This window comes from Cytobacillus firmus DS1 (assembly GCF_000565285.1).
Lineage (GTDB): Bacteria > Bacillota > Bacilli > Bacillales > Cytobacillaceae > Cytobacillus > Cytobacillus firmus_A.
This window is the reverse complement of sequence record NZ_APVL01000006.1, coordinates 90,020-114,338: the sequence shown is the minus strand read 5'-3', so window position 1 is coordinate 114,338 and position 24,319 is coordinate 90,020. Positions and strand designations below refer to the sequence as shown.

General features: G+C 40.4%; 26 protein-coding genes and 2 riboswitches. Of the genes, 16 read left to right on the top strand and 10 right to left on the bottom strand.

Annotated features, from left to right (window positions below; all coding sequences use genetic code 11):
- The first annotated feature begins 54 nt into the window (after positions 1-54).
- Entirely contained in the window at positions 55-1,221 is a 1,167-nt protein-coding gene (locus PBF_RS09640) for a TraB/GumN family protein (RefSeq protein ID WP_035329501.1), read from the top strand.
- A gap of 140 nt (positions 1,222-1,361) precedes the next feature.
- The gene (locus tag PBF_RS09635) at positions 1,362-2,372 is read left to right on the top strand and encodes a DUF3231 family protein (RefSeq protein WP_035329500.1); all 1,011 of its coding nucleotides are present in this window, start codon (positions 1,362-1,364) and stop codon (positions 2,370-2,372) included.
- A gap of 84 nt (positions 2,373-2,456) precedes the next feature.
- Here the strand turns inward: PBF_RS09635 and PBF_RS09630 are convergent, their stop codons facing one another.
- From PBF_RS09630 to PBF_RS09620, 3 genes are all read right to left on the bottom strand, one after another.
- On the bottom strand, positions 2,457-3,617 hold the full coding sequence (locus PBF_RS09630) for an ABC transporter permease (protein ID WP_235192231.1): 1,161 nt from the start codon (positions 3,615-3,617) through the stop codon (positions 2,457-2,459).
- Positions 3,577-4,506, bottom strand: a complete 930-nt coding sequence (locus tag PBF_RS09625; protein WP_035329498.1) for an ABC transporter ATP-binding protein — start codon at positions 4,504-4,506, stop codon at positions 3,577-3,579. Before PBF_RS09625 ends, PBF_RS09630 begins: the two co-directional genes overlap by 41 nt.
- 301 nt (positions 4,507-4,807) lie before the next feature.
- Positions 4,808-5,149 carry a hypothetical protein gene (locus PBF_RS09620; protein WP_035329497.1) on the bottom strand — a complete coding sequence of 114 codons (342 nt, stop codon included), beginning with the start codon at positions 5,147-5,149 and terminating at the stop codon, positions 4,808-4,810.
- A 149-nt stretch (positions 5,150-5,298) separates the two neighbouring features.
- Here PBF_RS09620 and PBF_RS09615 point away from each other — a divergent pair, with 149 nt between their 5' ends.
- The 7 genes from PBF_RS09615 to PBF_RS09585 all read left to right on the top strand — a co-directional run bounded on the left by PBF_RS09615 (position 5,299) and on the right by PBF_RS09585 (position 12,272).
- Positions 5,299-6,111 carry a pentapeptide repeat-containing protein gene (locus PBF_RS09615; protein ID WP_035329496.1) on the top strand — a complete coding sequence of 271 codons (813 nt, stop codon included), beginning with the start codon at positions 5,299-5,301 and terminating at the stop codon, positions 6,109-6,111.
- Positions 6,112-6,131: 20 nt separating this feature from the next.
- Entirely contained in the window at positions 6,132-6,587 is a 456-nt protein-coding gene (locus PBF_RS09610; protein WP_035329495.1) for an NUDIX hydrolase, read from the top strand.
- 69 nt (positions 6,588-6,656) lie between these two features.
- A complete protein-coding gene (dnaN, locus tag PBF_RS09605) occupies positions 6,657-7,784 on the top strand; it encodes a DNA polymerase III subunit beta (RefSeq protein WP_035329494.1) in 1,128 nt (375 codons plus the stop codon).
- A 421-nt stretch (positions 7,785-8,205) separates the two neighbouring features.
- Positions 8,206-8,898 (top strand): response regulator transcription factor, encoded by a 693-nt coding sequence (locus PBF_RS09600; RefSeq protein WP_035329493.1) that lies wholly within the window; start codon positions 8,206-8,208, stop codon positions 8,896-8,898.
- Positions 8,876-11,095, top strand: coding sequence for a sensor histidine kinase (locus PBF_RS09595; RefSeq protein ID WP_035329492.1), 2,220 nt, complete (start codon positions 8,876-8,878; stop codon positions 11,093-11,095). The genes PBF_RS09600 and PBF_RS09595 overlap by 23 nt, the downstream gene beginning before the upstream one ends.
- Positions 11,096-11,110: 15 nt before the next feature.
- Positions 11,111-11,611 (top strand): RNA polymerase sigma factor, encoded by a 501-nt coding sequence (locus PBF_RS09590; protein ID WP_035329491.1) that lies wholly within the window; start codon positions 11,111-11,113, stop codon positions 11,609-11,611.
- Between the two features lie 223 nt (positions 11,612-11,834).
- Positions 11,835-12,272, top strand: coding sequence for a hypothetical protein (locus PBF_RS09585; RefSeq protein ID WP_035329490.1), 438 nt, complete (start codon positions 11,835-11,837; stop codon positions 12,270-12,272).
- 310 nt (positions 12,273-12,582) lie between these two features.
- On the opposite strand, the gene PBF_RS09575 is transcribed toward PBF_RS09585, so the two are convergent.
- Complete coding sequence (locus tag PBF_RS09575) at positions 12,583-12,972, bottom strand: DUF3231 family protein (protein ID WP_235192230.1); 390 nt, start codon at positions 12,970-12,972, stop codon at positions 12,583-12,585.
- 243 nt (positions 12,973-13,215) lie between these two features.
- Here PBF_RS09575 and PBF_RS09570 point away from each other — a divergent pair, with 243 nt between their 5' ends.
- The 3 genes from PBF_RS09570 to PBF_RS09560 all read left to right on the top strand — a co-directional run bounded on the left by PBF_RS09570 (position 13,216) and on the right by PBF_RS09560 (position 15,152).
- Positions 13,216-13,737 (top strand): hypothetical protein, encoded by a 522-nt coding sequence (locus PBF_RS09570; protein ID WP_035329488.1) that lies wholly within the window; start codon positions 13,216-13,218, stop codon positions 13,735-13,737.
- Between the two features lie 181 nt (positions 13,738-13,918).
- On the top strand, positions 13,919-14,272 hold the full coding sequence (locus tag PBF_RS09565; RefSeq protein WP_035329487.1) for a VOC family protein: 354 nt from the start codon (positions 13,919-13,921) through the stop codon (positions 14,270-14,272).
- Positions 14,273-14,387: 115 nt separating this feature from the next.
- Positions 14,388-15,152: an aminoglycoside adenylyltransferase domain-containing protein gene (locus PBF_RS09560; RefSeq protein WP_035329486.1), complete on the top strand. Its 765-nt coding sequence runs from the start codon at positions 14,388-14,390 to the stop codon at positions 15,150-15,152.
- A gap of 253 nt (positions 15,153-15,405) precedes the next feature.
- Here PBF_RS09560 and PBF_RS09555 read toward each other — a convergent pair whose 3' ends face one another.
- From PBF_RS09555 to PBF_RS09530, 6 genes are all read right to left on the bottom strand, one after another.
- Complete coding sequence (locus PBF_RS09555) at positions 15,406-16,008, bottom strand: DedA family protein (RefSeq protein ID WP_035329660.1); 603 nt, start codon at positions 16,006-16,008, stop codon at positions 15,406-15,408.
- 137 nt (positions 16,009-16,145) lie between these two features.
- Positions 16,146-17,456 (bottom strand): hemolysin family protein, encoded by a 1,311-nt coding sequence (locus tag PBF_RS09550; RefSeq protein ID WP_035329485.1) that lies wholly within the window; start codon positions 17,454-17,456, stop codon positions 16,146-16,148.
- A gap of 123 nt (positions 17,457-17,579) precedes the next feature.
- Positions 17,580-17,951 (bottom strand): MerR family transcriptional regulator, encoded by a 372-nt coding sequence (locus PBF_RS09545; RefSeq protein ID WP_035329484.1) that lies wholly within the window; start codon positions 17,949-17,951, stop codon positions 17,580-17,582.
- A gap of 168 nt (positions 17,952-18,119) precedes the next feature.
- Positions 18,120-19,343, bottom strand: a complete 1,224-nt coding sequence (locus PBF_RS09540; RefSeq protein WP_035329483.1) for a dicarboxylate/amino acid:cation symporter — start codon at positions 19,341-19,343, stop codon at positions 18,120-18,122.
- A gap of 151 nt (positions 19,344-19,494) precedes the next feature.
- Positions 19,495-19,638: riboswitch (cyclic di-AMP (ydaO/yuaA leader) on the bottom strand.
- A 111-nt stretch (positions 19,639-19,749) separates the two neighbouring features.
- Positions 19,750-19,935: a hypothetical protein gene (locus PBF_RS09535; RefSeq protein ID WP_035329482.1), complete on the bottom strand. Its 186-nt coding sequence runs from the start codon at positions 19,933-19,935 to the stop codon at positions 19,750-19,752.
- A 106-nt stretch (positions 19,936-20,041) separates the two neighbouring features.
- Positions 20,042-20,566, bottom strand: coding sequence for a GNAT family N-acetyltransferase (locus PBF_RS09530; protein ID WP_035329481.1), 525 nt, complete (start codon positions 20,564-20,566; stop codon positions 20,042-20,044).
- A gap of 116 nt (positions 20,567-20,682) precedes the next feature.
- Between PBF_RS09530 and PBF_RS09525 the strand changes: the two genes are divergently transcribed.
- From PBF_RS09525 to PBF_RS09510, 4 genes are all read left to right on the top strand, one after another.
- Positions 20,683-21,132: a GNAT family N-acetyltransferase gene (locus tag PBF_RS09525; protein WP_035329480.1), complete on the top strand. Its 450-nt coding sequence runs from the start codon at positions 20,683-20,685 to the stop codon at positions 21,130-21,132.
- A 31-nt stretch (positions 21,133-21,163) separates the two neighbouring features.
- Positions 21,164-21,688 carry a DinB family protein gene (locus tag PBF_RS09520; RefSeq protein ID WP_035329479.1) on the top strand — a complete coding sequence of 175 codons (525 nt, stop codon included), beginning with the start codon at positions 21,164-21,166 and terminating at the stop codon, positions 21,686-21,688.
- Positions 21,689-21,848: 160 nt separating this feature from the next.
- Positions 21,849-23,012 (top strand): endonuclease, encoded by a 1,164-nt coding sequence (locus PBF_RS09515; protein WP_035329478.1) that lies wholly within the window; start codon positions 21,849-21,851, stop codon positions 23,010-23,012.
- A gap of 388 nt (positions 23,013-23,400) precedes the next feature.
- Positions 23,401-23,550, top strand: a riboswitch (cyclic di-AMP (ydaO/yuaA leader).
- A gap of 78 nt (positions 23,551-23,628) precedes the next feature.
- Positions 23,629-24,285, top strand: coding sequence for a potassium channel family protein (locus PBF_RS09510; RefSeq protein ID WP_035329659.1), 657 nt, complete (start codon positions 23,629-23,631; stop codon positions 24,283-24,285).
- Positions 24,286-24,319: the final 34 nt, after the last annotated feature.

Below are 24,319 nucleotides of genomic sequence, written 5' to 3'. Positions count from 1 at the left end.
ATGGGGACAAAGCTAATGCATACATAAGAGAATTTGTATCTAAGGAAGGTATTTATGTCAGAGGAAAACATAACGAGGATTCATTTAGACGGCAAGGAATACATACTGATCGGAACAGCACACGTGTCAAAGTACAGTGCGGAACAGGTGAAGGAAGTCATTGAGGCTGAACAGCCTGACTCTGTTTGTGTGGAATTGGATGAGCAGAGATATCAGTCGATTACAGAAGGCAGTAAGTGGAAGGAAATGGATATCATCCAGGTGATTAAGGAAAAGAAAGCATCACTGCTTTTAATGAATCTGGCGATTTCATCCTTTCAAAACCGTATGGCCGACCAATTTGGCATTAAGGCTGGCCAGGAAATGATTCAGGGAATTGAGTCAGCCAAGGAAACAGGGGCAAAGCTTGTTTTGGCAGACCGCAATATCCAGATTACCTTTGCAAGGATTTGGGGCAACCTTGGATTAAAAGGAAAATCACTGCTTCTCAGTCAGGTCATTGCAAGTATTTTCAGCAAAGATACTATAACTGAAGAAGAACTTGAGAAAATGAAAAATCAGGATACGATAAATGCAATTCTAAATGAATTTACAGAAAGTTTTCCGAGGTTGAAAAAACCGCTCATTGATGAGCGGGATCAATACCTGGCCCAGAAAATAAAAGATGCGCCAGGAGAAAAAATTGTAGCGGTGCTGGGGGCAGCCCATGTACCGGGGATCAAAGAGGAAATCAAAAAAGAGCAGGATATGGCCAAATTGACTGAGCGCCCTCCAAAATCCAATGTACCAAAGATCATTGGCTGGAGTATTCCGGTGTTTATTTTAGCCATCATAGCTTATACCTTCTTCGCAAATCCATCTGCGGGTCTTGCGCAGACTATCAGCTGGATTATATGGAATGGGTCCTTGTCAGCACTGGGGGCTGCCATTGCAATGGGGCATCCGCTGACAATATTAACTGCATTTGTTGCAGCACCAATTACATCACTGAATCCCCTTCTTGCGGCAGGCTGGTTTGCCGGACTGACACAAGCTTATATGAGACGGCCCAACGTAAGAGATTTTGAGACCTTAACTGAAGATGTATTCAGTGTTAAAGGATTCTGGAGAAACAAAGTGAGCCGGATTTTATTGATTGTTGTCCTATCCAATCTGGGCAGCTCACTGGGAACCTTTATTGGGGGAGCCGATGTAATCAGAGTGTTTTTTGAAAATATATAATGGCGAGGTTGAGGTGAAACCCAGGTGGTTTCACCTTTTTTCATCATTTTTATCAAACGTAATATGAACCAGGAAATCTTTTTAATAAAGTTGCGTAGGGTGGGGAACCATATATCAGACAAAATGCAGGAGGGAAAGGTATGCCTGGCGGAAATTATGAAGATAAGCTTACTGCAGCTGAACATGCAACACTTTGGTCACAATATGTGAATGACAGCCTTGCTGTTTGTATCCTGCGGCATTTTTTGAACCATGTAAAGGACAAAGAGATCCGCAAAGTACTTGAATTTGCCCTCAAATTATCAAAAAGCCACATGAAAAAAATTAATGGGTTTTTATCAAGAGAGAATCAGCCAATTCCAATTGGTTTTACTGACAAAGATGTTAATGTGGATGCACCGTTACTATTTACTGATATTTTTATGGGGATGTACATACACATTATGGCAATACATGGGGGGACAAGATATGCAGGTGCCTTAAGCAATGCTACGCGGGCAGACATTAGGAAGTATATAAAGCAGGTTATAGATGAAACGATGGAGTTATTTGATCGTTCTGCTGATGTTTTAATTGAGAAAGGGGTAATGGTCAAACCGCCGATATTAAATAACAATCACGAAATTGAATTTGTAGGGAAACAGAGTTACTTAGCAGGATGGTTCGGGAAGCGGAGACCTGTAAATGCGATTGAAATCAGCGGAATCTACCTGAATATGCAAAAAATAATGATGAAGATGGTTTTAGAACTTGGATTTGGACAAGTCGCCCAATCTAAAGAGGTTCAAAAATATATGGAAAGAAGCAGACAATTATGCCGCAAACATCTTGAAATTTTATCCGGGATATTAACCCAGTCAAATCTGAATATCCCCAGGACATTTGAGGCAGAGGTAACGGATTCAACGATTCCTCCCTTTTCGGATAAACTTATGATATATCATATCTCAACTCTTCTATCAGCTTCTATAGGCTATTACGGGGAAGCGATGTCCATGGCGCAGCGAAGGGACATTTCAGCAGACTATGCACGCATGATAGTCGAAATTGGATTGTTGGCAGAGGATGGGATGAATCTTATGATAGAAAAAGGATGGTTTGAAAAGCCGCCTATGGCTACTGACCATGAAGATCTGTCAAAGAAGAAGTGAGGTAAAAGTTATTAAGTGGATCTCCCAGTGTGATTCTAAATGTGGTCCAGCCGCCTGATACCAGGCAGCCGGCCCCTTCATTTTTTATCTATCTGCAGCAATCGCCTTCCGTTTATAAAGCACAGATCCCAGAAGAAAGGTAACCGCACCCCAAATAACCATCACGGCAATTCCTGCCCAAAGTGACGCCGTAGCTATGCCGGCTTCATAAACCATGCTTTCTCTTAAGCCATCAGCGAAATAGGTGAGCGGCAGAACAGCCGAAATCGGCTGAATCCATTCAGGCATCGTTTCAATAGGGAAAAACACGCCGCTTAAAAACATCATGAGAAAGCTGCAGATATTGGCTACTCCCATATAAGCCTCGGTCGTTTTGCTGAAAGAGGAGAAGAAGTAGCCAAGGGCATTAAAGGATAGAGCGCCGATCAAAAATATGATAATCAGGGTAAAAGGATTAATATAAAGGTTGGCGCCGAATACGAGGACTCCTATTAACGAGAGCAATACGATCTGCACAATGCTGAACAAAAGTCTCATAGCCATATCGCTTAACCCGAATATCCCCATATTGGCCGGGGTCATGCGCAGTCTTTTAATTAATCCCTTTCTGCGCATTTCCACCAGGTCCACCATGCCAAACATGCCGCCCTGGGCAATGGATAAAGCAATCATTCCGGTTAAAAGGAAATCGGTATAATCCAATTCATTGGTGCCTGATGTAATCGATTCATATTGCAGATCATATTTTGGAGAAGCACCTGCAGCCAGTAAATTGGCCTGCTGCACAAACTTATCCAGAATGCCGGAAACGGCCTGGGCTGCTGCACCCTGTTCATTTTCTTTATTGACAACAAGAAACACAGAAGATTCTTCCGCTGTCTCCGGCAGGATAATCGCGGCATCCACTTCCTGTTCTTTTACCCATTCCTCCGCTTTATCCCTTGTAACCGGCTTTCCTGATTTCACCTCAAAAACAGGAAGGCCACTGATTTGTGATAACATCATTTCGGACGCTGGATTCGGGCTCGGATCCACTATAGCAACCTCTGTTTTAAACTCTTCATCTGAATTTCCGCTGAAAATGACCATAAAGATGACCATTAAAATAACTGGGAAAAAGATGCCCCAGAACCATGCCTGTTTTTCACGAAGAGTTAATTTCAGCTGCGCCAGAAACATCATTTTAAATTGATTAAATTTAATGTTAATCCCTCCATTCTTTGCCCGTAAATGCAATAAACACATCTTCCAGACTCATTTCCCTTATGGAGACCTGTTCCACTCCGTATGAGTTTTCTTTAGTAAATTTAAATAAGTCCAAAAGGGTTTCTTCCGGTTTTGATGCCCATATTTTCAGAGCCGCCCCTTCCCGTTCTGTTTTGGAAACGGATTCCAGCTCCTTTGAAAACCTGTCAGCGTCCTCAGCTGCCTTTTCTCCATCAAGAAAGCTCATTCTTATTTCCCGCTCATCCGTCAGCTTCTCAATGAGTGCGGAAGGGGTATCGAGTGTAATCACATTCCCCTGGTCCACAATGCATACACGGTCACTTAGCTTTTCTGCTTCTTCCATGTAATGTGTCGTTAAAATAGTTGTTTTGCCTAATTCCTTTAGATGGAGAATAATATCCCATATATTTCTTCGGGCCTGGGGATCAAGGCCGGTTGTCGGTTCATCCAGAAAAATGATCTGCGGGTCACTAATCAGGGCCAGCCCAATGGCGAGCCTTTGCCTCTGGCCGCCTGAAAGTTTTTTTACGTGATTTTTGCGGTGCTCAGTCAGGCTAACAATTTCAAGAATCTCTTCGGTTGGCCGGGCATCGTCGTAAAAGGAAGCAAAAAGATTAAGGTTTTCTTCCGGTGTCAGCAAATCAAACATGGCACTTGACTGAGGCTGAACACCAATTTTCTTTTTTATCGAAACTGCATGCTTATTCCAATCGAGATCACCAAAATGAATTACGCCATTGTCTGGTGAAACCAGGCCTTCAATCATTTCCAGTGTCGTCGTTTTACCTGCTCCGTTAGGTCCTATTATGGTGAAAACTTCACCGGCATGAACCGAGAAACTGATATCCTTGACAGCCTTAATGGACCCAAAGGATTTTTGCAGATTTCTTACCTCTAAAACAGTCATTCATTTTCCCCTCTTTCATGACAAGTTGGATGTTGGTATCCTGCAAAATTCCTAACCTTTTATTTAATACGTTTCTAATATTGAAAAAATTCACTTTTTTAGTAAACTTAATAATATCGATGATGATACCATAATATGGGACAAATTTATGAAGTAAAAAATAGGGGAGAGAAAACATTATACAGGTAAGAGAGCGGGAAACGGAGAGACTATTAAACTCTCATAATATCTAATAGACCAACCAGCAGCAAATAGGAATAAGTGAGCTTCCCTTGTGTGAAGCTCACTTTACTGAAGGCCGTTATGTTAACCTCATCGGAGTATTCAAATTATGGGAATCCCGGTAGGATCGATAAGAGACAAATCTTTTTCCATGTGAGGATCCATCCAATTGAAGGATACGTTCATTAATTGTCTCCATATACAGAAAGTCATCATTCGCATTTAAGCGGTAGAAAGTGTAGGTATTTCCAAGGAGCTCTTTCTTTGTTATTTGTGTATCGGGATGCTGCTGGATGAATTCTGATAGCTGTTTAACAGACACGGAAGGAATGTCTGCCAGTTCATAAAGCTTCCCTTTAAGGTTGGATTTTAGCTTGTTTACGGCACTCATTGCCTTTTCTTTATATTTATTTCTGGACATGAAGTCACTCCTTCATAATGAGATATTAAGAATAATTTCCATTTCCAGAAAGAATAAACATTCCCGTAAGGAAAGTCAAGAACAGTATCATAGAAAAAATATTGATGAAATCTTTCCTGTACTATGAACGCAAGGAAGTGCTTGTTTAAATGAGTAATTTATTTCCCGATTGCGAAAATTGTTTTGGGCTTTGCTGTGTGGCCCTTCCCTATACAAAATCTGCGGACTTTGCTATGGAAAAGGATGCTGGTAAACCATGCCCCCATCTGCAGGCTGATTTTCGCTGTCAGATACATGCCGACCTAAGAAAAAAGGGCTTCAGGGGCTGCACCACATTTGAATGCTTTGGAGCAGGCCAGAAAGTATCTCAACACACCTTTAAGAATAGAGACTGGCGCAGCCATCCAGGACTTGAGAAAGAGATGTTCGATGTGTTTCCCGTTATGCACCAGCTTCATGAAATGCTTTTCTACTTAACTGAAATTCTGCATTTGGAAGACGCCGGGCCTATTCATGGTGAAGTCAGAGGAATTTTGGATAAAACAGAGGATTTAACTAATATGGAACCGGGGTTGATTTTGGCTATTGATGTTCAGGAACTTAGGGAAGAAGTCAATAAGCTGCTTCTGAAAGCCAGTGAGATTGTCAGGAGGAATTCAGGATTAAATCACAAATCTTCGAAAAATAATAACGGCCGGCGAGATTTTATCGGGGCAAAATTAAGAGGTGAGGTTTTCTGCGGGGCGAATTTAAGAGGATCTTTGTTTATTGCAGCTGACCTTCACAAAGCTGATTTGAGAAATACAGATCTTATTGGTGCGGACTTCAGGGACGCAGATTTAAGCGGAGCCAATCTAATGGGAAGTATTTTTCTCACACAGGCTCAGGTTAATTCAGCAAAAGGGGATATGCATACGAAGCTGCCTAAGGGATTACAGAGACCGGAGCATTGGGTGAATTAATAGCAAAGGAGAGCCGCTGAATGACACAGAATGAAATCGTGCTTGTTGTCAGTACATCAATTATACAAGAAGGCAAAGTGCTGATGATAAAAGAGAATAAAGCCTCCGTAAAGAATAAATGGAATTTCCCGTCAGGCCATGTTGAAAAAGGGGAAGATATCCTGGAGGCTGCCTGCAGGGAAGTTAAAGAAGAAACAGGCCTGGATGTTAAACTGACTCATACAACTGGAATCTATAACTTTATCAGCAGTACGGACCATCAGGTCATCTTATTTCATTTTATTGGTCAAATAACAGGGGGGTTTTTGAGCCTTCAGGAAGAAGAAATAGCTGATAGCAAGTGGGTCAATCTATCAAACTTTAAAAGCTTCAAGGACGAGGAACTGCGTGATGCCAAAGTTATCAGGCAAATCCTTGATGCCGTAAAAGCTGGTAAGCTTTATCCTCTCGAACTGTTTCACACTAAGTTAAGCTGACAGGCTGAAAGGGATTTTCAGGAATTTTGTCGAAAGAATATCCTATCGAAAAAAATAGGTGGGGAATGAATGGAATTTACAATTAAGAACGAATATTTTCATAAAGCAATTGGAGAAGTAAGCAGTGTAGTTTCAGCTAAGACTCCTTTTCCTATTTTGACAGGAATAAAGCTGACTGCCTGTGAGGAGCATTTAACACTCACCGGAAGCAATTCGGATATTGTGATTGAAAAGGTCATTCCTGCATCTGATGAAGAAACCGGACTTGAGATTGCAGAGACTGGAAGTGCTGTTGTAACATCCAGATACCTCACAGAGCTCATTAAAAAGCTGCCGGGTGACATACATATCAAAGTGGATGAAAAGAATAGCATGACAATAATGTCAGACGAAATCCTCACTTCATTAAATGGGTTTCCTGCTGAAGAGTATCCAGCACTTCCCGAATTTGAAGATTCTCAAGGAATTGAATTTTCTTCTGCAAAATTAATAGAAATGATAAAGCAAACCGTGTTTGCTGTTTCAAAGAATGATACCAGGCCGGCACTTACCGGTGTGCATATAAATTTCAACGGAAACAGCTTTTCATGTGCCGCAACTGACTCACATCGATTAGCATTTCTGGAGACAAAGATCCTTTCTCAATCATACGGCTCTTTCATTGTTCCTGGCCCCAGCCTTAAGGAGCTTTTAAAGCTATTGGCTCATCAGGAAGAAAGTAAAGTACAAATCTTTTCATCAGAGAGCTATTTAGTTTTTAAAACAAAATCAATCATGCTCTGTTCACGGCTTATTGAAGGCAAGTATCCGGATGTAACCCGACTTATCCCAAAGGAAGCTAAAACAGTTATAAAACTGGATGCAAAGAAACTATTAAAGGGTATTGACCGCGCCTGCCTTTTTGCACATGAGTGGAAAAACAATAATGTCCTTTTGGAGATAAAAGAAGGAGCATTGAAAATATCCTCTGTTTCCTCTGCCATCGGAAAAATTGAAGAAACACAGCAACTATTAGAAATCACTGGCGAACAAGAACTATCCATTTCGGTAGATGGGAACTTTTTAATGGATGCCTTAAAAGCTATACAGGAAGAACAGGTTCTTTTAAGCTTCAGCGGTTCAATGAGACCAATCATAATCAAGCCTGTCAGCGGAGACTCTTATATTCAGCTGGTTTCGCCTGTCCGGTCCTATTAAAAGATGAATTTTATTCTTTTTGCACCATCCATCAGCAAACTCAGCTGGAGGGTGGTGCTTTTTTGCGTCCTGCAAATACAAGTCTATATTTCCATTTCCACCCTATATAAAATAGAAGAGATAAGATTAATCCAATCCTCGTAAAGGCAGCTAACAACATTTGACCTCTGCGTTGATTGGAGCGGAGGGCGCTTGACTCCTGCGGGAAGTGAGGGAAGTGTGAGACCCCGCAGGCGGAGCCGAGGAGGCTCGCATTCCTCCCCGCGGGTTCGCTGCGTGCCTGGAGCGGAAATCAACGGGCAAAATTTAGAAAACACAAATCCAATCTTAAGAAATTCTTAAGATTTCTATTACATTAATGTTAAGATTTTACGTTTAGTATAAAAATATGAAAACGAGCACCTTTGAAAGCAGGGGGATTATGGATAACTATTATGTACTTGTCGTAGATGATGAAAAAGAGATCAGGGACGCCATTGAAATTTATCTTAAAAATGAAGGCATCACCGTTTTAAAAGCAAAGGATGGAATCGAAGCTCTGGAGATCTTGAACGAGCACGAGGTGCATCTGATCATTTTAGATGTCATGATGCCAAGGCTGGATGGCATTTCGGCTACATATAAAATTCGCGAGAAGAAAAACATTCCGATTATCATACTGAGTGCCAAGACAGAGGATACCGATAAAATCCTGGGTCTGCAGGTTGGGGCGGATGATTATGTGACCAAGCCTTTCAATCCCATGGAATTGGTTGCCCGCGTGAAATCCCAGCTGAGAAGATATGTGACATTCGGAACGTTTGAAGGAGTTAAAAAGGTCGTTGATCTAAACGGCCTCATGCTGGATAAGGAAGCGAAAGCAGTGAGTGTTAATGGAGAGCCGGTGAAATTGACACCAATCGAGTATAAAATTGTGGAACTTTTAATGACGAATGCCGGACGCGTTTTCTCTATAGATGAAATTTATGAACGGGTATGGAACGAGCCGTGCTATAACGCGGAAAATACGGTGGCGGTACATATTCGGAAAATCCGTGAAAAGATTGAAATCGATCCGAAGAATCCGAGATATTTAAAGGTGGTATGGGGAATTGGATACAAAATGGAAAAATAGGTTCATCATTGCGATGATTATGGTTTTATTTGCTTTCGGAGCAAGCGGCGTTTTGTCAGTTCTGATTAATGGCAGGGAATATGCAAACCCGGATTACTTTCACACAGCAGAGTTCAGAAGTGAAATAGATCAATATGCCGGCTATCTGGAATTGTATGAACTGAATAACATGCCTATTGAAAAAGCGAAAGAAGCGATTGAGGTGACGGAAGAGGAAATTAATGAACATCGTTATCGTTATGGAACACTTCCTGAACAAATTGATAGTATAAAGAACCAATATGAACCCAGGATTGAAGAAGCAAAAGCGGTGAACAGCAGTGAAATAGCACAATCTTTAAAAAATCAAATGTATAAAAAAATTGAAGATGTCACGAAAAACTTTGAAAGTGATGAACATGTACGCACCAAAGTGGTTAAAGAAAAAGAAGAGAAATTAGAAGAATTTTATAAAGAGAAAGAGCAGCTCAGGGATCAGTATGATTACTATAAGGATTCATTTACCTATTATTTCAAAGACACTTCGACTGGTGATGTATACACCAATTTAACTTTATCCAAGAATGAATCTCCAGATGAAGTCATGGAAAAAGAGATGCTATTTCATACCGATTACACGATGGATAAAGATTATTTCCTTTATTTTATTATGGGGGGATATGAGGAGTTTGATCAGGCACTGGTCGAATCGCAAGCAGGCTACTTTAGGGGGCAAATAGGCCTGGCTAAAAACCTTCCTGAATCAAATATGTTCATTGACCAGAAAAATCATTTCAAGCAAAAACAGATTGTATTATTAATTTATGGCGGTTCAGCTGTTTTGGCATTTATCGCTGCATTAATTGCCGGCAGAAAGTCAAAGGCCCTGTCAGCTGAAATCAAAAGGTGGGAGCCATTATACAATAAGATGCCTATTGATTTACGAATCACCTTCTTAGGGTTATCAGCAATTGGAAGTATTTTGGCGCTTTTTCTGGTAAACGATTTTCTTATAGACAGCTATAACATCCTTTCGCGTATGATGGAATTGATTATTGTTCTCCTTGGAGCATCGGTTCTTTGCGGCCTGACAATTGTTCAGCTCAAGTATATTGCAGGTGAATTTAAGGACTTGGATAGTGCAAAGTCAGTTTTGAAAAAGAGTCTGGTTTATAGGGTAGCCAGCGGTTTGAAAACCAGCCTCCAGGAAGCCTTTTTAAACCGGAGCACAGGAACGCAGCTGTTTGTTGTTCTATTAATCATCTTTGGAATGGGAATGGGTTCCATTATCATGTTCTTCCATCCGCTGTTTGTCCTGTTTTATATAACGGCTTTAGCTTTTGCGGGTATTCCTCTTGTTATGGCATTAATCAGACGCGTTGGCTATTTCAACCGTATTGTTGAGACTGCCGATGAATTGGCTTCTGGCCACATGGGACAGGACTTGCCTGTTAAAGGAAAAAGCGTCCTGGCTTCACTCGCAGGAAACATGAATGTATTGAAGCAGGGCGTAAAAACGTCCCTTAGTGAGCAGGCAAAAAGCGAAAGGCTGAAAACGGAACTGATTACAAACGTCAGCCACGATTTAAGAACACCATTAACTTCCATTATTACGTACACGGAGCTGCTGAAGTCAGGCGAGGCATCAGAAGATGATCGCTCTGCCTACCTTGAGATTATTGACCGGAAATCTAAACGGTTAAAAGTTTTGATTGATGATTTATTCGAGGTCTCAAAGATGGCAACCGGCAATATTGAGCTTCGAAAGGAAAGAGTGGACCTGGTTCAGCTGCTGCAGCAGGCGCTTGCAGAGCATGATAATGCCATTAGGGAATCGAATCTGCAGTTCCGCGTCACCAAGCCTGATCATCCGGCAATCGCTAATGTGGATGGCCAAAAGCTCTGGCGCGTGTTTGATAATCTAATAGGCAATATTCTTAAATATTCATTGGAACATTCACGGGTCTATATTGCCCTTGCGAAAGTCAAAGGCCAGGCAGTCATTACGTTTAAAAATGTTTCCAAATACGAGCTGGATGACCAGAGTGAAGAATTGTATGAGCGTTTTAAGCGGGGAGATAAATCAAGGCATACAGATGGTTCAGGACTGGGCCTTGCCATTGCCAAGTCGATCATAGACCTTCATGAAGGGAATCTTGATATAGATACAGACGGTGATTTGTTCAAGGTGAGCATTTCACTGAAATTAGAGGAGTAAGGGAAGAGGGGAATTATGGATATTGCAGAGCTGTATTCCTGCCATTATAAACGGCTTTATCATATATGCTTTTCAATGACAAGAGATGCGTATCTTGCAGAAGATATCGTTCAGGAAACGTTTATTAAAGCCATGAAGAAGGCGGAAACAATTATAGATGAAGAAAAAGCAGGGGCATGGCTGTCTGTCATTGCCAGAAGAACCGCACTGGATATGATTCGGAGCGAAAAGCGAAAGGCTGCAGTGCCGATGGAGCAGGACACTCTTGAAAGCTTCTGCCTCATTACAAAGCAAGATGTCGAACAGGAAGTTGAATCAGGTTTTGCGCTTATGGAAATCAAGTCAGCCATCAGGCAGCTTGCAATGAACTACCAGGAAGTGCTTTTGCTCAAGGTTGATGGAGGATTAAAAGAACAGGAAATCGCCACTGTTCTAAATTTAAAGCCTTCAACTGTGAAAACCAGGATTTTCAGGGCAAGAAAGCAGATGAGAGCCTTGACGGGTTTAGGAGCATAATTGAAAGAGAGTTGACCTAGTACCTTTACTGGTCCGCTCTCTTTTATTTGTTTTCGGGAAAATCTTTTGAAAGTAATATACATTTATCTTTAAAAACTGTATATCTGCTTATCTGAATGACGAAAAAGGAAAGAGAAGTCTTTTGCTTCCTCTCGTTTTAGTTTGTTTCGGCTCGAGGAGGCAAGTTCTTTAGAAATATAAATATTAAAAGGCGGTCCATTGTATGTATTGGTTTCCTTATCTTTCATTGGCCATTAATCTCATTGTAATCTGGTTTATGCCAAAGCGTTTAACGAATAAAGAAATATATATAAGCTGGGCTGTCATTGCATTGATTAACTTAAGTACAGACGTAATGCTAAGCTTATATTTTCGGCTGTATGAGTTAAACGGCGGGGGAGTACAGATGTGGGTTCATATCATTGAACTAACTCTTGGGGCATCATTTGGAATTATCTTTCTGAATTTCATGCCGGAAAACAGGCGTTCTTTTTTCTTTTATACTGCAGCCTGGGTCATTTTTTCGGTTCTTTTCGAAATGGGTACGGTTAAGATGAATTTTATCAATTATATCTCCTGGAAATGGTGGTATTCTGCCTTCTACTATTTTGCTGCTTTTTTATTCGTTCGCTGGCATTTGCATTATATCAGGTCAAATTAGAGCTTCTTGCTGTTGCCGGAAGCTCTCAGCCTTTTTTTATTCCTTTCCATTCTGTTATCGAAGAATTTCCGGGCCTCGTGTTTTATCATACTTCTGATCGTTCTTAGTATTTTCATATTCATCACCATTATAGGAATACGCGGAAGACAATATTTTGTGCCAGTCCGTGTATCGGCAGAAATAAACAAAAGACTCCTGCCCCGGTGATCAGAGGCAGCAGTCTTTCAGCGGATATTAACTTCTTTCAGGAGTGCCAGGCGGCATATAGCTTGGCGGGATTCTCAGCCAGCCTCTTTCTTTCATTAAATTCTTAAGGGGGGGATGCTATTTCCATTAAATGCACCTGTAAGGAAAATAACATTAACCCCACATCTGTTCTGACTGTTTTAATCATAGCTTGTGCACAAAAGGTGATGCTTGCTGCGATTTTTACAGATATTAAATTAGCTATTTCATCATCCGTTAACTTTACACCTTCTGGAACAGAATCCGGGTTGGAAAGTGGTTTTTCTGCATTAGTTAAAGGCAGCGGCACCCCTTCTTTAAGCAGAAAATCTTCAATCATTTTTGTGTCTGTCCTGCTTCCTTCAATGGAAGAGCGGATGGTATGCAAAAGCTCAGGATCTGTGGTCATATTTAAGGCAATATAGTAAAGGGAATGGGCTTCATGGAATGCTGTATACAGAGTCCATAAATCCATAACCTCCCCGACATGCAGCGGCGGTTTGGGGGTTCGTTATCAGCAAAATTCTTAATGGTTTCCTTAATTGCCTCGAAAGGGTTTCGCATTATTTCACCCCATAATATGTATTTTTTTTAGTTTTACCTATATTTTCAATTTCATTCGATTTTAAGGAAGGGACTTATTACTTTTTGAAACAATTTTTGAGAATATTCGTAATACATTAGGGGAAGTTCTTACTCGGAAAAGGGGAATTTCAGATTGAGAAATAGAATGCTGAAGAGACTTTCATATCTTTTTACTGGAGAATCAATAAGTCTGATCATATTTGTATCCATCAGTTACCTGGTGAACTATACCTTTCCGGATCTCCATTTATATTCACTTTTTTCTTTCTGGTCATCATTTCTGCTGCTGGAGTTCATATTGCTTCAAGGCTCCATTTATTGGTTTGTAAAATGGAAGCGATTAAAAAGAGAGAATACGTCAGTTGCCCCGATGAGGCTTGTACTGTGGCTAAGGGTTTCAAATAAATGGAATCTGGGGATGATTACAGGGATTCCATGTGCATTCGTGGCAGACTACATGATATGGCATCCGGCATTTCCGCTTGGGCTTGTGATTGCGGGATTTATATATGTCTTTGCCATTTTGGAATATATCAACTATTTTCATATTCAGCTATCCTATGATAATCGCTCTGATATTAACAGCCTTAAACAGACTAAGCGCTTTAAGCAGGCTTGTTTGAGCAAGGAATTTAAGAGGCTGGGGAATTTATAAGCAGATGGCAGGAAATTACGGTGAGCATATAGAACATACACGATATAGTATTGGTGGAATCAATCTAATTGGTCATGTGGTTTGAAGCAGCTTGTTTGGCCTTTAGCTGAATAAGTGGTGTCTATCAATCGGAATGGTTTTTTGAAAATATATATATAATAGATGAAAGCAGGAGATGACAATGGCAAAAGTAGTTGGGTTCGAATTAAACTGCCAGGATCCGGAAAAAGCAGCTGAGTTTTATTCCAAAGTTTTTCGCTGGGAGATAGAAGAGCCGAAGTGGGGGTATCGGCCCGTCCATACTGAAGGAGCTCAAAATCAAACAATTAATGGGGGAATCAGTAAAGGACCAAGTGATTACCCGCATGGAACCCGGATTCAGATTGAAGTAGAATCGATCGATGAAGCCATATCACTTGCAACAGAGAATGGAGCAATGGTTGTGAGAGATAAAATGGAATTTGCTGATTTTTATCTTGCCTATTTGGCGGATCCGGTTGGGCTGGGATTCGGACTTATACAGAAAAAACGATAAATGGAAAGGTTTACGGTGCATACCTTGTTTTCTGTCATGGTAAAGGAGAGCGTTCAGATGGAATAGCAGCACGTATTGGTATGATTACTTGAAACGAAGCGGGGGAGCTTTTGGCATGAGTAAGCCTGATGTAATGGAAATTGTTAATCATTTATTAGAAGAAGTAAAGTTACTATTAAAGGATAACTTCAAAGGTTTTTATTTGCATGGCTCATTGGCGATGGGCGGATTTAACCCGGAGAAAAGTGATGTTGATATTTTAATTGTAACGTACCATTCCTTGTCTTCTGTAATAAAAATAAAGATTGCAAAGTTATTCTTAAGGTGCTCCAATGCACCGTTTCCCATAGAAGTCAGCTTTTTGAATGAAAAAGATCTCAGCAATTGGCAGCATCCATGTCCGTTTGATTTTCACTATAGTGAATTTTGGCGGGAGAGATTTGAAGAAGAAATGAATCCGTATATCGTTTCTGGATTTGATCCTGATTTGGCTGCCCATATTACGATCGTTCAACATCGCGGGATCTGTGCTGCAGGCGAATCGATAAGTGCAACTTTTCCTAATGTGCCGAGAGAGGACTACCTAGCTTCTATCTTGGGGGATTACCTTGATTGCCTTGAAAATCTTGAAGAGGATCCTGTTTATAGTGTATTAAATATGATTCGGGTTTATTGGTATCTCAAGGAAGAAGTTATATCATCCAAGTATGAAGCAGGAGAGTGGGCACTGAAGTCAATGCCAGATGGGTTTAGGCCTGCTATTCAAAAAATAGTGGGAATTTATAGTTCAGCTGCAAATGATCATCCTGACATAGATTTTACTAAGCTTTATGATTTAAGAGATTATATTGATGGTGAAGTCCAAAAGCTGATAAGCTAGTTTGGCGCATAGTCGGGAAGAACGACGGTGAAAATGACCAGTGTCTTTAAAAAATGGTAGTTAACCGATGTAAATAATGACCAAAATTGCGAGGGTCAAAGGAAAACGGTAGTTAATCTAAGTGAATAACGACCAAAACGGCGAGGCACGTCCCTGCACAGATCATGTTTATACCAGGGGCCTGTTATATTGTGTGGGCTTCAAAGTTTTTTGTATAGAAAAACGGCACTGCTCATCCAGTGCCGTTTTCTATTTAGATACTTTCGCTCTTGCGCTTGCTGATGAATTTGTAAGTAAAGAAAATAATGAGTCCCGCAAGGATAATCAGGACTAGAGGAAGGGCATAGCTATTGAATATTTCCTCTGCTTCTTTATAATGAGGGCCAAGTTTAAACCCCAGATAAACATAGAATGCGGTAATCGGGAGCATTGCCAGGAACGTATAGATTGAGAACTTCCACACATTCATTTTGGCCATTCCGCATGGAATCGATATCGCTGTACGGACAACCGGCAAAAAGCGGGCAAAGAAAGCGACCCCTGAACCGTATTTTTCAAAGAACTTGTCCGATGCATCAATCTGTTTTTGTGAAACTAAGAAGTATTTTCCGTATTTTAAAACCATGGGACGGCCGCCATATCGGCCCAGCGCATATAATGTCAGCGGCCCGATCGTTCCTCCCACAGTGCCTGCTAATACAACCAGATAATAATTAAAGTCACCCTGAAAGACCCAAAAGCCTGCCAAAGGGAGCACCACTTCTGCCGGAACAAATTCAAAGCAAAGTGCAAGCAATATTCCAAAATAAGAGAACTGTTTTAAAAATTCAATTAAGCTGATAACAATTTCTGACATAGCCACACATCCTGTAAATTTATAAAAAGGTAATTCTTCAAGTACATAAGTCAGTCTAACGGGTAATAGGAAAACAATCAAGTAATTATATATAGACGCAAAAATGGCGGCTGCCGAAATCGGAGCCGCCATTTTTTCTAGGCTAACTGGGGCTTGCTTTTAAAAACCTCCAGATAATGAAGCTGGTGTCCGTCTTTTTCGTGGACTTTAAATGTAAATCCATCCGCTTCAATCTCTGTTCCTATCTCTGCTTCCATATGCTGTGTTAGGAACCAGCCGCCAATGGTATCTACGTCTTCATGCTCAAAATCCGTGCCAAGCAGATTATTGACATCTTCTATAAGAAGCTTGGAATCCAGGATATAATGATCATCTTTAAGCTTTCGTATCTCAGGAACTTCATCTTCATCAAATTCATCACGGATCTCACCGACTATTTCTTCAAGAATGTCTTCAACCGTCACCAATCCGGAAGTACCGCCATATTCATCCATTAAAATGGCAATATGGATACGTTCTTTCTGCATTTTGACAAGCAGGTCATGGATTGGAATGCTTTCAATGACATGGATAACCGGATTAATAAAGGAGTCTAAATCAAGGTTCTCCGGTGTAATCTTGTCTGTAAGACTGGCTGTCAGAAATTCTTTTACATTAATAAACCCGCGGATATTGTCTTTATCCCCATCTTCAACAGGGTATCGGGTGTAATTCTCTGTTTGGATGGTTTCCATGATTTCTGCCAGTGTATGATCCGAAGCAATTGTAATCATCTCCGTACGCGGAACCATGATTTCTTTTGCAATTCTTTCATCAAATTCAAAGATATTGTTCACGTACTTCAATTCATTTTTATTAATTTCACCGCTTTTGTAACTCTCGGATAAAAGAATTCGCAACTCTTCTTCAGAATGGGCCATTTCATGCTCAGAAGCCGGCTTTAAACCAAATAGGCCAACGAGTACCCGGGCTGATCCATTTAAGAACCAAATGAATGGGAACATCACTCGGTAGAACCAAATAATCGGTGCTGCGAACGCCATTGTGACTGCTTCCGCTTTTTGAATGGCAACGGTTTTAGGTGCAAGCTCTCCTACTACAACATGCAGGAAGGTGACTAAAGCAAAGGCAATACCAAATGATAGAATATGGGTAAGGGACTCTGCTATTTCAAACCTCTCAAATAACGGATGCAATAACTTTTCAACGGTTGGCTCACCAAGCCAACCGAGACCTAATGCGGTGATAGTAATCCCCAATTGGCAGGCCGATAAATATTCATCCAGGTGCGTGACGACTCTCTTTGCCGCTATAGCCCTTTTATTCCCTTCAGCAATCAGCTGATCAATTCGGGAAACACGGACCTTTACAATCGCAAACTCGGTTGCTACGAAGAATGCGGTTAATGCTATTAATAATGCAATCAATAATAAATTTATGGTTGTCAACAAGCAGCCTTACTAAAAAGTAAGACATACACCTCCTAAAATGGTAATAATACTTAATAAGTTCACTACTTAAATTGTGCCCAAACAAATATCCATAATGCTCCAAAAATCAAAAAACCAATATCAGTTCAGCAATAAAAGCAGTGACTGAATTAAAGATAAGCTTTCATGTGAAATATTTTTTTTAACGTATTCATATTTTTCCGGATCTGATTTTTTCAGCTGAGAAAGTGCTTTTGTCACATCCTCCTCCAGATCCTGAATTTTAAGCCTTAGCTCTAGTACATCTACCTCTTCAGAAAATTGGCTGATGACTTTTTTCTTAATTTCCTCCAGTGACAAACCATCTTCTTTACATTTCTCGATGAAAGCAATACGTTCGATGGAGGATTGGTCATAATAGCGATAATTTGAAGGTGAACGTTCTGCTTCTAAAAGACCCAGGGAAGTATAGTAATCAATCGTTCTCTTCGTAACATTTGCTTTTTCAGCCAATTCTCCTATTCTTAACTTCTCAGCCCCATGAGGTTTCCTCCAAACTGTTACGTGATGGTTATGAATCTAATTATACTAAACTATCATAGAAAAGCAATGAAATTGAATGAAGAAGGGGATGAAGAGCTACGAAAAAAATAACACCGGATAACCGGTGTTATTTTGTAATCAGGCTTTTACAGCTTCTTTCTTTGCTTCTGTTTCCGCGACAATCACTGCACAAGCAGCATCGCCTGTAATATTGACAGCAGTTCGCGTCATATCAAGCAGACGGTCAATACCAATAATTAATGCGATACCTTCCACCGGCAGGTTAACTGAGTTAAGGACCATGGCCAGCATGATAAGGCCGACACCAGGCACACCTGCAGTACCTACGCTTGCAAGAACAGCCGTGAGCACAACTGTTATAAGCTGGGTTAGTGATAAATCCACATTGAATACCTGTGCGATAAATATAGTGGCAACACCCTGCATGATGGCTGTTCCATCCATGTTGATCGTTGCACCCAGCGGCTGAACAAAGCTGCTGATTGATTCAGGAACTTTCAGATTCTTTTGGGCAGTACTCATGGAAATCGGCAATGTGGCATTACTGCTTGAAGTACTGAACGCTACTCCCATGGCAGGTGCAAATCCCTTAAAGAAGGATAATGGATTTCTTTTTGCAATGAGTGCAATAGAACCACCATAGGTGATAATGGCGTGGATAAGAAGGGCAAGTACTACCACAATCATATATAGTCCCATTGCCTTAATGGCATCAAGACCCTGGCTTCCAACAGCAGAAACAATAAGACCGAATGTTCCATATGGGGCAAATTTCATAACCAGATTGACCAGGTACATCATCATGTCATTGCCCTGTTCAATAAGGTTTAAAATGCCTTTTGTTTTATTGCCAAGCATCGTTAAGGCGAATCCGACAAAAATGGAAAACGTGATGATCTGAAGCATGTTTCCTTCAGTGAATGCTTTTACCGGATTGGTCGGAATAATATTCAATAGTGTCTCTGACACTGGAGGAGCTTCTTCGGATTCATACTCCACGTTTGTTACGTCAAATTCCCCAACGTTTCCTGGCTGGAAAACGGATGCTAAAGTAAGTCCGATGATAATGGCTATACTTGTAGTAACTAAAAAGTAGGATATCGTTTTTACACCTATTCTTCCTAATTTCTTTGGATCACCAAGTCCGGCTGTACCAAGAGCGATGGAAAAAAATACGATCGGGACAACCAGCATGTTAATGAGATTTAAAAAGATTTTTCCAAGCGGTGTAAACAAAAACTTGTCAAGCTCGGGGAATATCCCAGGAGCAAACAAATTAATCAGAAGACCAGTTATTCCCCCTGCTATCAAAGCAATAATAATTTTAGTAGATAATTTCATACGCGTTCCTCCAATGAATAATTGTAAAAAAATGTAAAATAGAGACACGAAAAATAATGTCCTTCCCTATATTACCCCCAAAAAACATAAACCTAACTTAAAAAGGGCAACAAAAAAACACAGAGGTAAAAACCACTGTGCATTTATGCAGTGTTTCCCTCTCAACACGCTTACGAGGTTAGCTGTCGGATTCGGGTCTTGAGAATACCCTACCTGTAAAGGATTCACCCCAGGTACTTTTATGAAAAAGTACAGTTGGTTCCCCCGCTCAATTAAGATTAAGCGAAAACTTATTAATGTTTTTTTAATATATTAACAATAATCATAAAAGTTGTAAATCATACGATTTTCTTATCCATGTTTACTATTTATTAAATAGTAATTTTATAGAAAAGGCCAAATAAGATCAGAAGTTTAGCCAGCTTAAAAGAGGGTGTCTTTTCTTGTCCTTCACTTTCAGTTCCTTCTTATTCAGCTTGTCTTCGTGTTCTGCCAGCCACTCTTTTAACTCATCTTTATCCTTGCATTGCGTATAATAAGTCTCCCCGTTTTTCCCAGTGGCACTCACAACATATCTGCATGTATTTCCCATAATGCACCCTTTTCAAAGTAATTTCTTTTTGAATTATAACAAGATTTATAGCAATGTCCACTATATTTTTAAAGAAAATAGATATATGCATTATGGGAAAACAATCCTATTTTCGCAAAACTGTAATAAAACCGTCCAGAATATCGTGACTCACAGTAAATCCTTTACTTACATAAAATTCAAGGGCCTCTGTATTCCCATTTGATACATAAATAAAATAATCTTCCACATCATTAAATTGACGTAACCATTCCATCGACATGTTAAAAAGAACTGAACCAATTCCGAATTGGCGGTAGCCATCTTTAATAAAGAATTGTGATAAGCAGCCCACATTGTCTTTTTTAACAGTAGATAAATCAAAAAAAGTGGCGAAATCATTGGAGTAGGCTTCCTTCGGAGAAACATTGGAGTAGACATAACCCACGATTTCTTCAACATCTTTTACGATCACAATATAATTATGTATAGCAGATTTTACGGATGGAACCATTCTTGTTTCAAAATTCATGCTGTCAAAGCGCTCTGGTGTTATATGTGCCTTTGATTTCTGAAAAGCCATCAGTTCATTGCATAAATCCCGGCAAAGGCTGATATTGTCTTCTGTTATCACTTCATATTTTAAATTCAATTAATTCACCCCTTAAATTATTTTATATTGGAAGGGACTCATTGGTCCAAAAAAAAGAGGGGATTTTTTTTCGATAGAGAATTATTTTTAAAACTAATATAAAAAGAGGGAAGATCATGATTAAGGAAATAAATATTAATGACCGAAAAGCGGCTGAGCAGGTTCTGGGCGTACAGCTTCCTGCCTATAAGATTGAGGCTGATATCATTGGATTTCCTGATTTACCGCCTTTAAAAGATACCGCTAATACCCTGCAACTTACCGGAGAGACCTTTTTGGGGTATTTTACTGGCGAAATATTATGCGGGGTGATTTCGATTAAACAGGAGAAAGGCGTTTTAGATATACATAGACTCATTGTGCATCCTGAATATTTTAGAATGGGAATTGCACAAAAGCTGCTGAACTTCATTGAACGGATGCCGATGATTGAAAAATTGATTGTGACAACAGGTTCTAAGAATACACCTGCTGTTAATTTTTATTTAAAGAATGGTTTTAAAGAGCTTGATAAAAAGGAAATAAATGAAGCACTCACTATTACTGCTTTTGAGAAAATATTATAGGAAAGCCTTTAAGGTGGAGAGGAGAAGCTATATGAATTTTAATCTAGGAGAGGCTATTGAGATTCTTGAACGTACACCCGATACGCTGGATGCATTACTAAGCGGTCTATCTTCAGTATGGCTTAATGGCAATGAAGGGGAAGGCACGTGGAATGCAGCTGAAGTGGTTGATCATTTGATTGACGGCGAGGAGAAAAATTGGATTCCGCGGCTGACATTTATTCTGCAGGAAGGGGGAGGCAAGCCATTTCCTCCATTTGACCGTTTTGCTCATCTAAGTTTGTCAGGGGATCTATCACTTGAAGAAAAGCTTGAAATCTTTAAGACACTTAGAATAAAAAATCTGGCCACACTGAGGGGGATGCCTGATCTGGGTACTCATTTCGAAAAGAAAGGGCTTCATCCGGTATTTGGTCCAGTAAGAGTCAGGGAATTGATTTCCACTTGGGCTGTTCATGATCTTACGCATATTTCACAGATTTCAAGAGTATTGGCAAATAGGTACAGGACAGATGTTGGTCCCTGGATAGAGTATTTAGGCATTTTAAAGAAATAAGCACTTTAAATTAAATTTTATTATTGTTAAGTATTGTAAAACTGTAAAGTTTTGGGACCAATACCTCATGCTATGGCCGAAGGTGTTCATTTATACTAGTGGTTGATTGTGACTTTTCTGATTTTTCAAAGTTCTTTCAAAACAATATGGAGGCGAATGAATGCTGAATCGTAAGAGAAAAGGTCTGCTGTTTTCTATGATACTATTTGCTGTCATTCAGGTTGTAATGCAGCCCATTCAAGATTCAAAAACAAGGGCAGCTGCGGGAGATGGCTCATGGTCATCACCTTATTCGGTAACACAGGGAATCAATTCTCAAAATAACGCTGCCAAAACTGTTCAAGGCTATGTGGTTGGACAGCCGACTGCCACAAATACGGTTATCACCAGCGGGTTTCCAAATGACTATGCTTTGGCCCTGGCGGATAGTCCATCAGAAACCAGCTTGGCTAAGATGCTTTATGTTCAAATCCCAACCTCCTTTCGCTCAAGCTTTGGTTTGAAATCAAATCCATCGCTGATGGGAAAGAAAATTAAAGTAACCGGAACTTTGACTGCCTATTTTTCTCATCCGGGGCTTAAGGACGGAACCGCTTTTGAACTTGATGGCGGCGGAACAACTGACCCGCAACCCGGACCTGGCGGGTATTATAATGCTGCAAATGGAAAAACAGGTGAGTCTTTAAAATCAGCTCTTCATAACATCATTGATGACCATACTGAAATTTCCTATTCTAATGTATGGGAAGCTCTTCGTGAGACAGACGAAGACCCGGCTAATTCGAATAACGTCATTCTCTTATATACCGGCCGTTCTCAGGGCAAATTCACCAATGGATCTGGAGTCAATGATTGGAACAGGGAACATGTGTGGGCTAAATCGCACGGGGACTTTGGCACAGTGATGGGGGCGGGAACTGACCTTCATCATTTGCGGCCAACAGATGCTTCTGTAAATAGCTCGAGAGGAAATCTCGACTTTGATAATGGGGGATCCCGGCATTCTGAAGCTCTTGGAAATTACTATGACTCCGATTCCTGGGAACCACGGGATGCTGTAAAAGGCGATGTAGCCCGGATGCTGTTTTATATGGCTGTCCGCTATGAAGGAGACAGCGGAGAAGTGGATCTGGAGCTAAACAATGCAGTCAATAACGGTTCTGCCCCTTACCATGGCAAAATGTCTGTTCTGCTCGAGTGGCATAAGGCAGACCCGGTTAGCGAGGCGGAGAGGAGAAGAAACGAAATCATCTACTCTGACTACCAGCATAACCGCAATCCGTTTATAGATCATCCTGAGTGGGCATCTGCGATTTGGGAATAATCATTGGAAAGCACTTTCTTTATAGGGAGTGCTTTTTTATGTTTCACAAATTATCAATATATTCTGAAATGAATGAGGGTATTAAACGGTTATAATGAAATAAAGGAGAGAGCGTTTTCATTCCTCCTTTCAATTTTAAAAAAGGCGAGGGTGCTGAGAATGAATTATTTAAATAAAGAAAGGCTCATTTCGTATAAATTATTGTTTTCCCCTATCAATGTTGTCCGTTGATTTTCGCTCCAGGCTGCTCGCTTTCCGCGGGGCAGGCGGTGAGCCTCCTCGACACTCCGCGTCTGCGGGGTCTCACCTGTCCTGCTACTCCCGCTTTATGAAAAAAAGATTGACAAGAGATTACCATGGGAGTAATTTATATTTATTAATTTAATAGTAAACCTTTTTGCTGAATCATTTGAGCGGGGGAACCAATTTTGATAAACCTAGTTTATCTTGGGGTGAATCTTAGCATATTAAGGCTAAGAAGGGATACTCTCAATCCCTAATCCGACAGCTAACTCCGTAAGCCAAATCGAGAGAAGGGTTAATGGAAACCATTGACCATTCTTTATTAAGAGTGGTTTTTTTGTGTTCATTTTTTAAAAAGAAGGGAATTTCTTCAATGAAAAAACAGTATGCAGTATTTGGTTTAGGCCGCTTTGGCGGCAGTCTTGTAAAGGAATTTCATGAATTGGGTGTGGAAGTGCTTGCGATTGATGTAGATCAGGAGAAAGTGGACCAATACGCACAGTTTGTGACATATGCCGTTCAAATCAATGGTATTGATGAAGCTGCTATTAAACAGACGGGAATCAAAAATATTGATCACGCATTTGTTTCATTTGGTGAAAACATTGAGTCCAGTATTTTGACTTCATTGCTGTTAAAAGAATTGGGAATTCCAAAGGTGTGGGCGAAGGCCCATAATGAGTATCATGCCAGAGTGCTCGAAAAAATTGGAGTTGATCGTGTAATTCACCCGGAGAGGGATATGGCAAAGAGGATCGCCCACCACATTGTTTCAGAAAAGATGATTGATTATATTGAGCTGTCTGAGGATTACAGTATGGTTGAAATTGTTGCTACAGATAAAATCGCGGGCAAATCCCTATCTGAATTGAATATACGGGCTAAGTATGGCTGTAATATCGTTGGGATTCAGCGCGACAAAGAAATAATCGTTACCCCGCCTGCTGAAGAGGTCATTTTAAAGGGAGACGTCCTGATTGTAATGGGACACAATAAAGGTATTGGCAGATTTGAGAGGCATGGAGTTTAAGTTTTTTAATTATGTTGACAATTAAATGAGGAGA